The sequence below is a fragment of the Geodermatophilus sp. URMC 63 genome, from assembly GCF_053502565.1.
Genome location: NZ_CP199956.1, coordinates 402,260 through 415,656 on the forward strand (window position 1 = coordinate 402,260; position 13,397 = coordinate 415,656).

Annotated in this window: 16 protein-coding genes and 1 pseudogene; 14 read left to right on the top strand and 3 right to left on the bottom strand. The window is 71.8% G+C overall.

Going from position 1 to position 13,397, the window contains the following annotated elements; all coding sequences use genetic code 11:
* Positions 1-116: 116 nt before the first annotated feature.
* Complete coding sequence (locus ACWIZO_RS01975; RefSeq protein WP_448640876.1) at positions 117-698, bottom strand: helix-turn-helix domain-containing protein; 582 nt, start codon at positions 696-698, stop codon at positions 117-119.
* Between the two features lie 76 nt (positions 699-774).
* Between ACWIZO_RS01975 and ACWIZO_RS01980 the strand changes: the two genes are divergently transcribed.
* The 13 genes and pseudogenes from ACWIZO_RS01980 to ACWIZO_RS02040 all read left to right on the top strand — a co-directional run bounded on the left by ACWIZO_RS01980 (position 775) and on the right by ACWIZO_RS02040 (position 11,231).
* The gene (locus ACWIZO_RS01980) at positions 775-1,710 is read left to right on the top strand and encodes an NAD(P)/FAD-dependent oxidoreductase (RefSeq protein WP_448640877.1); all 936 of its coding nucleotides are present in this window, start codon (positions 775-777) and stop codon (positions 1,708-1,710) included.
* 49 nt (positions 1,711-1,759) lie between these two features.
* On the top strand, positions 1,760-2,035 hold the full coding sequence (locus ACWIZO_RS01985; RefSeq protein ID WP_448640878.1) for a hypothetical protein: 276 nt from the start codon (positions 1,760-1,762) through the stop codon (positions 2,033-2,035).
* A 175-nt stretch (positions 2,036-2,210) separates the two neighbouring features.
* Positions 2,211-2,963, top strand: coding sequence for a DUF4389 domain-containing protein (locus ACWIZO_RS01990; RefSeq protein WP_448640879.1), 753 nt, complete (start codon positions 2,211-2,213; stop codon positions 2,961-2,963).
* 220 nt (positions 2,964-3,183) lie between these two features.
* Positions 3,184-4,266 carry an NAD(P)-dependent alcohol dehydrogenase gene (locus ACWIZO_RS01995; RefSeq protein WP_448640880.1) on the top strand — a complete coding sequence of 361 codons (1,083 nt, stop codon included), beginning with the start codon at positions 3,184-3,186 and terminating at the stop codon, positions 4,264-4,266.
* Positions 4,263-5,135, top strand: a complete 873-nt coding sequence (locus ACWIZO_RS02000) for an SDR family NAD(P)-dependent oxidoreductase (protein ID WP_448640881.1) — start codon at positions 4,263-4,265, stop codon at positions 5,133-5,135. The genes ACWIZO_RS01995 and ACWIZO_RS02000 overlap by 4 nt, the downstream gene beginning before the upstream one ends.
* Before the next feature lie 64 nt (positions 5,136-5,199).
* Positions 5,200-6,099: an ABC transporter ATP-binding protein gene (locus ACWIZO_RS02005; protein ID WP_448640882.1), complete on the top strand. Its 900-nt coding sequence runs from the start codon at positions 5,200-5,202 to the stop codon at positions 6,097-6,099.
* Positions 6,096-6,899: an ABC transporter permease gene (locus tag ACWIZO_RS02010; protein ID WP_448640883.1), complete on the top strand. Its 804-nt coding sequence runs from the start codon at positions 6,096-6,098 to the stop codon at positions 6,897-6,899. The genes ACWIZO_RS02005 and ACWIZO_RS02010 overlap by 4 nt, the downstream gene beginning before the upstream one ends.
* A 124-nt stretch (positions 6,900-7,023) precedes the next feature.
* Positions 7,024-7,830 (top strand): DUF4386 domain-containing protein, encoded by an 807-nt coding sequence (locus ACWIZO_RS02015; protein WP_448640884.1) that lies wholly within the window; start codon positions 7,024-7,026, stop codon positions 7,828-7,830.
* 228 nt (positions 7,831-8,058) lie between these two features.
* Positions 8,059-8,427: an SRPBCC family protein gene (locus ACWIZO_RS02020; RefSeq protein WP_448640885.1), complete on the top strand. Its 369-nt coding sequence runs from the start codon at positions 8,059-8,061 to the stop codon at positions 8,425-8,427.
* Positions 8,428-8,480: 53 nt separating this feature from the next.
* Positions 8,481-8,777, top strand: a pseudogene (locus tag ACWIZO_RS02025) (SidA/IucD/PvdA family monooxygenase); the annotation flags it as partial.
* A gap of 984 nt (positions 8,778-9,761) precedes the next feature.
* Complete coding sequence (locus ACWIZO_RS02030; RefSeq protein ID WP_448640886.1) at positions 9,762-9,896, top strand: hypothetical protein; 135 nt, start codon at positions 9,762-9,764, stop codon at positions 9,894-9,896.
* A gap of 296 nt (positions 9,897-10,192) precedes the next feature.
* On the top strand, positions 10,193-10,810 hold the full coding sequence (locus ACWIZO_RS02035; protein ID WP_448640887.1) for a hypothetical protein: 618 nt from the start codon (positions 10,193-10,195) through the stop codon (positions 10,808-10,810).
* Complete coding sequence (locus tag ACWIZO_RS02040; protein ID WP_448640888.1) at positions 10,776-11,231, top strand: hypothetical protein; 456 nt, start codon at positions 10,776-10,778, stop codon at positions 11,229-11,231. The genes ACWIZO_RS02035 and ACWIZO_RS02040 overlap by 35 nt, the downstream gene beginning before the upstream one ends.
* A 319-nt stretch (positions 11,232-11,550) precedes the next feature.
* On the opposite strand, the gene ACWIZO_RS02045 is transcribed toward ACWIZO_RS02040, so the two are convergent.
* Entirely contained in the window at positions 11,551-11,958 is a 408-nt protein-coding gene (locus ACWIZO_RS02045; protein ID WP_448640889.1) for a four-helix bundle copper-binding protein, read from the bottom strand.
* A 112-nt stretch (positions 11,959-12,070) separates the two neighbouring features.
* Here ACWIZO_RS02045 and ACWIZO_RS02050 point away from each other — a divergent pair, with 112 nt between their 5' ends.
* Positions 12,071-12,454 carry an ArsR/SmtB family transcription factor gene (locus tag ACWIZO_RS02050; RefSeq protein WP_448640890.1) on the top strand — a complete coding sequence of 128 codons (384 nt, stop codon included), beginning with the start codon at positions 12,071-12,073 and terminating at the stop codon, positions 12,452-12,454.
* Between the two features lie 290 nt (positions 12,455-12,744).
* Here the strand turns inward: ACWIZO_RS02050 and ACWIZO_RS02055 are convergent, their stop codons facing one another.
* Positions 12,745-13,353 carry a GNAT family N-acetyltransferase gene (locus ACWIZO_RS02055; RefSeq protein WP_448640891.1) on the bottom strand — a complete coding sequence of 203 codons (609 nt, stop codon included), beginning with the start codon at positions 13,351-13,353 and terminating at the stop codon, positions 12,745-12,747.
* Positions 13,354-13,397 lie beyond the last annotated feature (44 nt).

Here is a 13,397-nt window from a genome sequence, read left to right on the forward strand (position 1 = left end):
GGCCGCCTTCGAGTCGTCGTTGAGAGCGCCGTCGCACCGCTTGGTCCGGCAACGCTGCACGGACCCAAGCGAGTGCTGAGCTCAGGGTGGATAAACGGAATGGCGTGTCAGTGTGGCTACGCATGCCCCGCCTTGGCCCGGACGTGCATCCGCTCGCCCTGTTCTCCGAACAGGCTCAAGACCTCCGCGGACTGGGCCCCGGTGCTGCCGAACCAGTGCGGCACGTGGGTGTCGAACTCGGCCACCTCACCGCGTCCGAGGACAAGGTCCTGCTCGCCGAGGAGGAGCCGCATGCGACCGGTCAGGACGAACAACCACTCGTGGCCCTCATGGGTGCGCAGTTCGGGCTCGGCGGTCGAGATGGGGATGAGGATCTTGCGGGCCTGGATGCCGCCGGGCTGCTGCGTGAGCGGGATGACGGTCCGCCCGCGGGCTCGGTGCGGCTTGAGGCGAAGGCGCGGGTCGGCGACCTCGGGCGCGCCCACGAGGTCGTCCAGGGGTACGCGGTAGGCCTGCGCGAGCGGGAGCAGCAGCTCCAGGCTCGGGCGTCGCTGGCCGGTCTCCAGCCGGGACAGGGTGCTCTTCGAGATGCCGGTCGTCGCCGCGAGACCGGTCAACGTCACCCCCCGCCCGGTGCGCAGCCGTTTCAGCCGCGGCCCCACCTGATCGAGCGCCGCCGCGATTGCCGTGGTGTCCACGCACCCATCCCACCGCGATTCCCGGAAACAGGGACGTTTGTTGTCGCGCCGGTGATGCCCCCGCCAGCCTTCCGGCATGAGCGATTACGACGTAGTGGTCATCGGCGGCGGCGCGGCCGGGCTGTCCGCAGCGCTGGTGCTGACCCGCGCCCGCCGCCGCGTTCTCGTGGTCGACGCCGGAGCGCCGCGCAACGCCCCCGCCACGCACATGCAGGGATTCCTGTCCCGCGACGGCCTGCCGCCCAGTGACCTCCTGGCCCTCGGACGGGCGGAGGTGACCGGCTACGGCGGGGAGATCCTGCCCGGCACCGTCAGCGAGCTCGTGCGGTGCGGCACCGCCGGGTTCTGGGCACTCCTCTCCGACGGCCGGCGGATCTCGACGCGCCGACTGCTCGTGATCACCGGCCTGCGAGACGAACTGCCCGACATCCCCGGATTGCGGGACCGGTGGGCGCGCGACGTGCTGCACTGCCCGTACTGCCACGGCTACGAGGTCCGGGACCAGCCCCTCGGCGTCCTCGGCGGTTCACCCGACGCGGTCCGCTACACCCACATCGTCCGCCAATGGGCCGACGACGTCGTCCTCTTCACGCAGACCGGCAGCCTCACCGCCGCCGAGCGAGCGCAACTGGTGGCCCGGGCCATCGGGATCGTCGAAGGCCCGGTGAAGCAGGTGCTGGTCGAGGACGACCGGCTGTGCGGCGTCGAACTCGACGACGGGCGCGTCGTCCCGCGGACGGCGCTGTTCGTCCCGCCGCGGTTCATCCCCAACAACGACCTGCTGGTCGGCCTGGGCTGTGCCCTCGACGAGAACGGCTGGGTCACCACCGGTCCCCACGGGTCGACCAGCGTCGGCGGCGTCTGGGTCGCCGGCAACGTCGCCAACCCGCGCGCCCAGGTCATCACCGCCGCCGGCGAAGGTTCCGCGGCCGCCATCGCCATCAACGGCGACCTCGTCGATGAGGACGTCCGCGCCGCCGTGCACGCCTTCACCACCGGCGCCGTGGTCTGAGACCCACCCCGCCGACCCGCACCCCAGCGTCTCGACCCCAGGAGCACCCATGTCCGACCGTTCCCCGATTCCCGCGTCCGCGCCGATCGCACCGCCGAGCAAGCACCAGCTGGCGCTGATGATCTGGCTGGCCGTCTTCCCCACCCTCACCGTGCTCAACCTGGCACTGGGCGACTGGCTGACGACGCTGCCACCCCTGCTCCGCACCTTCGTGCTCGCCACCGTCGCGGTGCCGATCGTTATCTACGGGCTGATGCCCCAGCTGCATCGGCTGCGGGTCCGCCTCACCAGCCGGCGGACCATCTCGCGCGGGAGGATCCGGTGACCGCCGTCCAGGCCGGGGATGCGGGGCCGCGGCTGCCCCCCTTGACACCCGTTCCGGCCGCGAGGAGCGTCCCCGACGCCACCTCACGTCGTGAGGTGCGCATGCAGCGGGGGCGCTCCACCGGCACTCCGGCGTTCGCCGGGATAGTCACGAGCCGATGGGCGGAGAGGTCGTCATGACCGAGTACCGCCCGTCCTACCCCGTGCGTGTGGACGGGGCCGCCGAGCCCGAAGCCGTCTCCCGCGGGCTGTGGCTGGTCAAATGGCTGCTGCTGGTGCCGCACCTGGTCGTGCTGCTGTTCCTGTGGCTGGCGTTCTACGTGGTCGGCATCATCGCGTTCTTCGCGATCCTCATCACCGGCCGCTACCCGCGGGCGCTGTTCGACTTCAACGTCGGCGTGCTGCGCTGGTCCTGGCGGGTGCACTACTACGGCTACGGGGCGCTGGCCACCGACCGGTACCCACCGTTCACGTTGCACGAGGTGGCGGACTACCCGGCGCACCTGGACGTCGCCTATCCCGAGCGGTTGTCCCGCGGACTGGTCCTGGTCAAGTGGTGGCTGCTGGCCATCCCGCAGTACGTGATCGTCGGCGTCTTCGTCGGCGGCGGCCTGTGGTTCGGCGCGCACGGGCAGCACAGCAGCGACGCGTGGGCGGCCGGCGGGCTGGTCGGGCTGCTCGTGCTCATCGCCGGCATCGTCGTCCTGTTCACCGGCCGCTACCCCCGCCCGCTGTACAACTTCATCCTCGGCATGGACCGCTGGGCGCTGCGGGTGGCCGCCTACGCCGCGCTGATGACCGACCGGTATCCGCCGTTCCGGCTCGACCAGGGCGGCACCGACCCCGGCTCCCCGGCGGTCCCCACGGCCCCGCCACCTTCCGGGGTGCCGGGCGGTCCCAGCCCGGTGGCTCCGGCGCCGGTCGCCTAGCCGACATTCCATCGGGCGCCAACCTTGTCGGCCGGCTAGGGACGGCCTTCCACCCCGGCACCAGACCAGGCGGGGCGCCCACTGATCCGTCCCTTCTTCCGGACCCGCAACCGTTCTGACGGTTCCAGCATCGTGGCTCGACCACAGCGGCACAGCGACTTCGCCCTCCAGCGCGCCACCTCCCGAACGACCCGGTCAACGACGAGAGAAGACGGTCCCGATGGCGACCACGCAGTCCAACCCGCTCACCGACCCGCCCGGCACAGCCGGTGGCCGCCTGACCATGACGTCGGTCGTCCAGGACCGCTACGGCCCCGCCCCCGAGGAACTTCTCCGCGTCGCACAGATCGAGCGGCCCACCATCACGGACGATGAGGTCCTCGTCCGGGTCCACGCCGCCAGCGTCGACCGCGGCACCTGGCACATCCTGGCCGGGCTGCCCTACCCCATCCGGCTGGCCGGCTTCGGGGTGCGCCGTCCCAAGTACGCCAACCCGGGACGGAGTCTGGCAGGAACGGTCGAGGCGATCGGGACCGCTGTGACCCGCCTCGCAGTGGGCGAGGCCGTGTTCGGTGTCGGCGACGCCACCTTCGCCGAGTACGCCCGCGCCCGACCGGACAAGCTGGCCGCCAAGCCGGTGAACCTCACCTTCGACCAGGCGGCCGCCGTACCCGTCTCCGGACTGACCGCGCTGCAGGCCGTCCGCGACCACGGACAGGTCCAGGCCGGCCACCAGGTGCTCGTCATCGGCGCCTCCGGTGGGGTCGGCAGCTTCGCCGTCCAGATCGCCAAGGCGTTCGGGGCCGAGGTCACCGGCGTGTGCAGCACGGCGAAGATCGACACGGTCCGGGCGTTGGGCGCCGACCACGTTCTCGACTACACCCGGGAGGACGCCACCGACGGCAGGCACCGCTACGACGTCGTCCTCGACACCGGCGGCAACGGCCGGCTGTCCCGGCTGCGCCGCGCGCTCACCCCGACCGGACGGCTGGTCATCGTCGGCGGCGAGACCGACGGACGGTGGCTGGGTGGCAGCGACCGCCAGATCCGGGCCACGCTGCTCTCGGCGTTCATCGGCCAGAAGCTCGGCACCTTCCTCGCGTCGGAGAACGCCGCTGACCTCGACGCCCTGTGCGAGCTTCTCGAGGCCGGCTCGATCACCCCCGCCGTCGACCGGACCTACCCGCTGACCGGCGTCGCCGCAGCCATCCGTCACCTGCTCGACGGGCGCGCCCGCGGCAAGCTCGTCGTCTCCATCGCCCCCACCACGACCCCCACTCCGGACGCGGGCAGCGCGGCATGACCGAGAACCGGTCACGGCGGATGATCGGGAAGACGGTGCTGATCACCGGCGGTACTGGAGGCATCGGCAAGGCGACGGCCCTCGGCCTGGCCGCGCTCGGCGCGCACGTCGCTGTCACCGGCCGCGACCCCCAGCGGACTGAGGACGCCGTCCGCGAGATCCGTGCCGCCGGCGGCGGACCGGTGGACGCGTTCATTGCCGACCTGTCCGCCCAGTCCGAGGTGCGGCGGGTGGCCGGCGAGGTGCTCGGGCGCCTGCCCCGCATCGACGCGCTGGTCAACAACGTCGGGGGCTACTGGAACACCCGACACCTCACCGCGGACGGGCTCGAGCGCACCTTCGCCCTCAACCATCTCGCGCCGTTCCTGCTCACCAACCTGCTCCTCGACCGGCTCAAGGACAGCGCCCCGGCCCGCGTGGTCAGCGTCGCCTCCAACGCCCACAAGCTGGGCCGCATCGACTTCGACGACCTGCAGGGCGAACGCAGCTACTCCGGCGCTCGGGCCTACAACCAGTCCAAGCTCGCCAACGTCCTGTTCAGCTACGAGCTGGCCAGGCGACTGGAGGGCTTCGCCGTCACCGCCAACGCCCTGCACCCGGGCATGGTGCGCACCGGCTTCGGCGCCGAAGACCCCGCAGGCACCCAACGCATCTTCGTCCCGCTGCTGCGGCCGTTCATGAAGTCGACGGCCCGAGGGGCGGTCACCTCCATTCATCTGACCTCGTCCCCTGAGCTGGCACAGGTGAGCGGCCGGTACTTCGTCAGCAGCACAGCCACGAGGTCCTCCCCGGGCAGCTACGACGAGGCCGTGGCTGCGCGGCTCTGGCAGGTCAGCGCCGAACCGGCCGGGCTCACCGCGACCGGCTGACCCACCCAGCGGCACTCGGCCGACCCCCACACCGCCCATCAACCCGACGTCAGCGAGTTGGCACATGATCACCATCGAAAAGCTCACCAAGCAGTACGGCAGCACCCTCGCCGTCGACGACGTCAGCTTCACCGCCTCCCCGGGCCGGGTCACCGGGTTTCTGGGACCGAACGGGGCCGGGAAGTCGACCACCCTGCGGATCATGGTCGGGCTCACCCGGCCCGACGCCGGGAGCGCCACCATCGCCGGGCGCCGCTACGCGGACCTGCCCAACCCGGGACTCGAGGTCGGCGTCCTGCTGGACGCCTCGGCCCAGCACGCCGGCCGCACCGGCCGGGAGATCCTCACCCTGGCCCAGCAGTTCCTCGGACTGCCCCGGGCCCGCGTCGAGGAGATGCTGGAGATCGTCAGTCTCACCCCGACCGAGGCGTCGCGTCGGGTCGGCGAGTACTCCCTCGGGATGCGTCAACGGCTTGGGATCGCGACCGCCTTGATCGGTGACCCCGAAGTGCTGATCCTCGACGAGCCCGCCAACGGCCTGGACCCGGCCGGGATCCGGTGGATGCGTGACCTGCTCCGCGGCTACGCCAACCGCGGCGGCACGGTCCTGCTGTCCTCGCACCTGCTCCACGAGATCGAGGTCATCGCCGACGACATCGTCATGATCGGGCTCGGCCGCATTGTCTCGATGGGCGCCAAGACCGACCTACTCCACCAGGCCGGCACCGTCGTCGGTGCCGCCGACCTCCTCGCGCTAGAGCTCGCCCTCACCCAGCGCGGGCTGACCGCCACCACCTCCGACGGCTCGACGCTGCACACCGATGCTGCCGCCGCCCTGGTCGGGCAGGTCGCCTTCGACGCCGGCATCCCGCTCACCGAGCTCCGGGCCGCCTCCAGCGCCGGTCTCGAAGACACGTTCCTTCAGCTCACCGCCGGCACCCAACGCGAAGGAGCCCCGGCATGACCGCCATCACAGCAGGCCGGGTCGGCATCCCTCGCGCGACCGTCAAACCGATCCCCCTGACCCGGATCATCGCGGTCGAGCTCCGCAAGATGTTCGACACCCGCTCGGGGTTCTGGCTGATCGCCAGCATCGCGATCACCTCACTGCTGGCCGCGGGCGGCGTCATCCTGTGGGCACCCGACGGGGGCCTCACCTACTCGACCTTCGCGACCGCCATCCGGTTCCCGGTCGTCATCATCCTGCCGCTGATCGCCATCCTGGCGGTCACCAGCGAGTGGAGCCAACGCACCGGACTCACCACGTTCACCCTGGTCCCACACCGCAGCCGCATCATCACCGCCAAGGCCATCTCCTCAGTCGGCATCGCCATCGCCGCCATGGTGCTGGCGTTCGCGGTCGGCGCCCTCGGGAACCTGGCCGGCGCCGCCATCAGAGGTACGGCCCTCGTCTGGGACGTGAATGTGACCCAGTGCCTGTACTACGTCCTGGGAATGGTGCTGAGCCTGCTCACCGGCTTCATGCTCGGAGTGCTCTTCCGGGCCTCGATCGGTGCGGTCGTGGCCTACTTCGTGCTGACCTTCCTCATCCCCACCGTGTTCGGACTGCTGGCCAACTCACAGCAGTGGTTCCACACCCTGCAGCCCTGGGTCGACATCCAGTTCGCCCAAGCCGGACTGTTCCTCTTCGCCCACGCCCTGACCGGCCAGGAATGGGCCCACATCGCCGTCACCGGCATCACGTGGCTGCTCATCCCCCTGCTGATCGGCCTCCGTCTGGTCATGAGGTCCGAAGTCAAGTAGAGGCAGGGCGAGGTCATCTCATCGGTCACGTCCGCATGACTCCCGACCTGACCCACCGCACGGCGTTCGCCAGCAGCGGCACGAGCCGCCTGCACACCGCGCACCACCACTTTCGAAGGTGACCATGACCGCCACCGCGCACACCCCGGCCGCCGCACCAGCCGCGAGGAACCCGATGAGGGGCCGAGCCCGCCTCGCCGGCGCGCTCTACCTGCTCACCTTCGTCTCGATCCCCACCCTCGGGCTCTACAACCCCATCCGCGATCACGCCGACTTCATCCTGGGAGCCGGAAGCCAAACCGGCGTGCTCTGGGGCGCCCTCACCGAGGTGATCGTCGGCGTTGCCGGCATCAGCACCGCGCTCGTGCTGTTCCCCGTGCTCAAGCGGCAGAACGAGTCCGCCGCCCTCGGCCTGGTCGCCGCCCGACTCGTGGAGACCACGCTCATCTTCGTCAGCGTCACGAGCCTGCTCACGATCATCACCCTGCGCACCGACGTCGCCGGAACCGCCGGCGCGGACAACGCCTCCCTGACCACAACCGGGCACACCCTGCTCGCGGCCTACGACCGGACGTTCCTGCTCTCGCAGAGCCTCATGCCCGTCTTCTGCGACCTTCTCCTGGGCTACCTGCTCTTCAGGTCCCGCCTGGTACCGCGCATCCTCCCGATCGTCGCGTTCGTCGGCGCCCCGCTGCTGCTCGCCTCCGACATCGCCATCTTCTTCGGGGTCTACGACCGGGTGGCGCTCCTCGCCGGGCTCGCCGTGATCCCGGTCGCTGCCTTCGAGCTCTCCGTCGGGATCTGGCTGCTCGTCAAGGGCTTCAACCCCGCCTCCCCTGTGTGGGCGCGACCGAACACCGAGGCCGGAATTCCCGCCCCCAGGACCGGTCACCCCCAACTCGACGAGCGGGGCTCGGAACTCGTCCGATAGCGAGCCGACCACGGCCGCTGCCGCACGGCACGCCCGCGCGGCTTCGGGCCGCGTCCCTCCCCCATCGACGCAGGGCCCGGTCGGCCCACCGGGGCCCCGCGTCGGTCTCGGGGAGCGGGGTGCCGGGACGGTCGGCCGCCACCCCGGACACCGAGCCGAGCTGGGATGCAGGACGCGCAACCACCGCCGTTCCAACCCGACCCACCGCATCCCCACCGGAGGCCCAGCATGCGCACCATCACCCGCAGCGTCGAACTCGACGCCACCCCACAGCAGGTGTGGGAGGTGCTGACCGACGGCCGCGCACACGCCGACTGGAACCCGTTCATCACCAAGATGGACGGCGCCCAGGAGGTCGGCCGGCGGATCGAGGTCCGCATCGCTCCGCCCGGCGGCAAGCCGATGACCTTCCGTCCCACAGTCACCCACGTCGACCCGGCACACCACCTGGCGTGGCTCGGCCACCTCCTCCTGCCCGGACTGTTCGACGGGGCGCACTCCTTCACCCTCGAGCCGCTGCCCGACAACCGCACCCTGCTGACCCAGAGCGAAACCTTCCGTGGCCTCCTGGTGCCCCTCGCGGGCGGTCTCATGTAGCGCACGGAAGCGGGTTCCGCCGCGATGAACGAAGCGCTGCGTCAGCGGCTGGCTCAACGGCATCCGTGGACGCCCGACAGGTAGTCGTGGCCACTGGACCGTTCCAGACGCCGGTCGTCCCTGCGCTGGCCCGCCAGCTGCCGCGGGACGTGTTCCACCTGCACAGCGCGGACTACCGCAATCCGACCCAGGTGCTCGGCGCCGGCCGCGTGCTCGTCGTCGGCGCCGGCAACTCCGGCCTGCAGATCGCGGCCGAGCTCGCCGCCACTCAGCCGGGCACCGTCGCGGTCGGCTCCGGCCGCTGGAGCTGCCTCAGCGGATCTTGGGCCGCGACCTGTTCCTGTGGCTGACCCGGTCGGGACTCTTGACCGTTCCGTCGCACAGCCGCATTGCCCGCCGGCTGCGCAGCCTCCTTCACCGACGGCGGCACCGCCGAAGTGTCCGCCGTCGTGTGGGCCACTGGCTACCGCAGCGACTACCACTGGCTGCACGTGCCCGGTGTCGTCGACGATGGACAGGTCCGGCACGAAGCGGGCGTCACTGACGTCCCCTGCCTGTACTTCCTCGGTCTGTCATTGCAGACCTGCCGGAGCTCAGGGCTCGGCTTCGTCCCGGTCGGGGACCGCGCCGGCGTCGGGCCGCAGGTGACCGACGTCTCCATGCGACTGCTCGCGGATCCTTGCGCATACGACAGGGGCCCTCACAGTCACTGTGAGGGCCCCTGTGCCTTAGTAGCGGGGGGACCGGCCGAACCACCGCTCTCGCTGTTGAACCTCGACCGTTTCCGCAGGTCGCAAGCCCCTGCCTACGCATCTGCACACCCCCGTGGTAGTTCGTTTCCAGGTCCACCGTCCGGGACCTCGGGATACGGGAACGATCATGCCGGTGACGCCGGACAGTGATCTCGACGCCGCGAGCCCTCGGACTGGGCCGGCCGACTGCCGACGGCCTGGACCCGGACACCCCGCAGGTGCACAGCGCCGCCTACCGCAACCCCGCTCAACTGCCCCGAGACGGCCGAGTGCTCCTCGTCGACGGCAACTCCTGCGACGGGTGTAGGGCTACGTGGCGTTAGCGCCCTCGGCGGCCGCCCCACACAGCGACTCCAACACCAGCCGAGCGGCCAGCACCAGCTCAGATCGAACCGGAGGTCACCCCCAGCAACACGCCGACGACCGCGACGTCGCTGCCGGGGCGGTGGCCGCCACGGTGCAGCAGGCGCAAGCCGGGAACGGAGCGCTGCCCAGGCGCATGAGCGGATGCGCGCCCACGGCGAACTGCTCGCAGCGCTGGCCGAGCAGGTGCTGGCGGTGACCGCCTAACGCGACCGCGACATGGTCGAGCTACTGCATGCCCGGCCGCGGCCGAGCAACCGGGCGCTCGCCGCGGAGCTGGGCATGAGCCGGCAGCGGGTCGACCAACTCGCCCGGCACGTCCAGCCCGGAGGCCGGGCCCGCCGCGACCGGTGACCGTCGCCGAGGCGGACCGGTCGGGCTCGCCTCCGCCCGCTCGGTGATTCCCAACGCGCTGTTGGTGGACCGTCGCCAGCCCAGCACCAGGACCGGCTGGCGGCGCACGGTCGTGCTGCAGCACCCTGCTGCACGACCGTCGGCAGGGTGTCGGCGCCGGCCAACGCGCGCGTGCCCCCTCCCGGGCCGGTCGGCGCCGGAACCCGCGGCCGGGCCGTCACGGCCCCGCCGCCGCCACCCCGGGTGCCCGGCGCACCGGCCGCTACTTGTCGCACCCCACCGCCAAGATCACCGGCATGGCCACCGTGGACCCGCCCGAGCCGCCTCCCGGCCCCTGGCGGTGGGAGCGCGTCACTCCCGGTGCCCTGGAGCGGCGACGTCATCCGGTCGCCGGGCGCGATGACGACCACGCCGCCCGCACCGACGCCGGACCGCGCGGCTGGGGCCTGATCGGCGCCGACGGCCGACCAGTCCTGCTGCACGACGCCGGCTGGGGCACCGTCGACCTGGGGGACGGCCTCGGCTTCCGCCCCGATCACCCGATCGCCGCACTGTTGGCCCGCGCCTGGGAGATCCCCCAACTGGAAGCCGCGCTCGCTCACGCCCGAGCCGGCGTCGACGACGTCGAGGAGCTGCGCGCCCTGGCCCGCCGGCAGGCCGCCGATCTGGCCGAGGCGCACGCCCGCCACGAGCAGCTCACAGCGGCGCTGCGCGAGGCACGCAGCTGGGCCTCGCTGTTGGCTGACACGTTCGGCGTTCCGCGCGCACCGGGCTCGGGCCACCACCGGACTGGCTGCTCCCCGCGACGGGACAGCCGTGACCGCGCCGCACCAGCTCCCGGCCGACCGCCTCCGCACGGTGCTGGGCCAACTGGCCGACATGACCACGGCAGACCGCGAGGACCTGCTCCATGACGGGCTGGCCGCGCTGCACGAGTTGGAACGTCGTCTGGGCGAGACGCGGGCATCGCTGCGAACCGCCGAGGAGGTCGTGGTCCGGCAGCGGGAGCTGCTGGAGACGGCGACGGAGCTGATTGAAGAGGCGCGGCGCTGGGCGCGGTCGCTGTGGGACGACGAGCCCGCCTCGGAGGAGCCGGTGATCCTCAACGAACCTGAGCTTGCGCCGGCCTGGCTGACTACCGACGGCCCCCGCCACACCCGGCCGCCGCAGAGGACGCAACACAAGCAGCCACACGGCGCCGGGCCGGGCGCGGCCGCGCGCGGGCTGCGGCTGGCCGCTCTGCGCCGCGCACTGGACGACATCCAGAACGCGTGGGGGCCACTCAGCGCCGAGGACCTGCACACCGCCGCGGAGCAGCTGCCGAACCGCGGGTAGCCCGGGAGCGCCAGCCTCGGCCCCGATGAGAGCGTCGCCCCCGGCTGCCGTGGCCACGCTCGCTGTCCGGCCGCCATCGGCTGGGCAGGCCGGGCTTCGGTGCCCCACACCTGGCAGCCAGGTACGCAGTTCGGATCCCCACCGCAAGCGGTGGCCGCGACGCCAACCGACCACAGGCTGCGGATCGCCGTGGTCACCGCCGGCGCCGTCCTCGAGTCGGACGACGGCGGGCAGACCTTCACCGATGTACTGAGCGGCTGATCCGCCGGGCGCCGCGGCCCCGCCTCGACGGATGTCGAGGCGGGGCCGCGGTGACCGGTCAGCCGAGGGAGCCGATCAGGTCCCGGCAGGCGGCCTCGCACCGGCGGCACGCCTCGGCGCAGACCCGGCAGTGCTCGTGCATCTCCGCGTGCTGGGCGCATTCGTCGCCGCACGCCTTGCACGCCGCCGCGCAGGCCTCGAGCACCGCCCGGGTGAGGTTGGCGTCGTAGCCGGTGTGCCGGGACAGCACCCGGCCGGTCGCGTCGCAGACGTCGGCGCAGTCGGCGTTGGTGCGGATGCACTTGGCCAGCTCGGCGACCATGTCCTCGCTCAAGCAGGCGTCGGCGCAGGCGGTGCAGGCCTGAGCGCATTCGAAGCACGCCTCGATGCAAGCAGTGAGCCTGCTCTTGTCGATCCCGCCGAGGTCCTTCGGGTACGTGTCGAGCATCTGAGCAGCGACGGTCATGTGAGCCTCCTCGGGTCGGCGGCCGGCGACCGGTGCCACCAGGGGAATCCCGCCGATAACTCCCGCATACCCGTACGGATGTCACCTCAATGTGCTGGGGTACGAAACCACCGTGCGCGAGTTGAACCACGACCACCCGGTCGACCCCGCCCGGGTGGCCGCAGCGCGTTCCCGGCTGCCGTCCGCGGCCGATGCCGAGCGGATGACCTCCCTGCTCGGCCTGCTCGCAGACCCCGTGCGCGCCCGGCTGCTCTACGCCCTCGACATCGCCGAGGAGCTCTGCGTCGGGGACCTGGCGATGGCGCTGGACGTGAGCGAGGACCAGGCCGGCTACGGGCTGCGGGTGCTACGCAGCGCCGGCCTCGTGAGCCGGCGGAAGGCCGGCCGCGTCGCCTATTACCGCCTGGCGGACGGCTTCCCGGCCGCCCTACGAGAGCACTGCCTTCGCCGACTCATCGAGCTGACCCGTACTCCGCTCGACGACGATGACGCCTGAAGCGGCGAGACATACACCGGCTGCGTACGCCGAGCTCAGCGGGCGGGCGCGCATCCAGCGAGGACGTCGCGTCCGCTCACCTGATGTCCCGCGGGAGTTGAGCCAGGCAGCGACAGTGACGAGGGCAGCGTGGATGGCCAGGGTGATGCCTCCGAGCATCGTTGGGTGGTGGAGGACAGGCCCATGAGGCGCCACAGGGGCGGTCACCGGCCGTAGGCGCCGTAGACGTCCGGCGACGTCTCCTGCGACAGGGTGGTGAACTCAACGGCATCCGTGCGCCCTGATGCGCGTCAGGTGTCCGTCCGGCAGGGTTCGCGGCGCATGAGCCAGGTGCGCGGACCATCGTCCGGTAGGTCGACGACGCAGGTCACCGTGAAGCCGAGGCGTCGGTAGAAGCGGACATTGGCCTCGGCACTGGTCTCCAGGCACACCGGCGAGCCGTTGCGGTCGGCGCGGTCCAGGCCGGGAGCCAGGGCCGCCGTCCCCAAGCCATGCCCCTGCTGGTGCCGCACGACGCCGACGCTGGCCAAGAGCACGTGCTCCTCGGTCGGCCGATGCGGCGCCAGCACCGCCTCGGCCGCGGCCGCAGCGGCCGCCCGGCTGCCGGCCAGCTGAGCGGTCGCAGAGCCGATCTCGGCCCAGACGTGCTCGGGGACCGCGGCGCCGGGCAGCCAGACGACGACGGTCGCCAGGCCCTCGGAGGTGGTGCCGATGTCCACGTGCCCATACGGCAGGGCGACGGAACCCAGGTCGAGCCGGAACAGCTGGCACAGTCGCCGGGCGTGGTCGTCGGCGTCGACCGTCCACCGGGTCCAGGGGTAGTCGGTGAAGGCATCGGCCAGTACTTCGGCGGCGGCCGGGACGTCGTCGGGCCCGGCCGGACGTACGTGCAGTGTCATCCGTTCCTCGGTCTGCGCTGGTGCCCTGTGGCCCGTCGGATCGG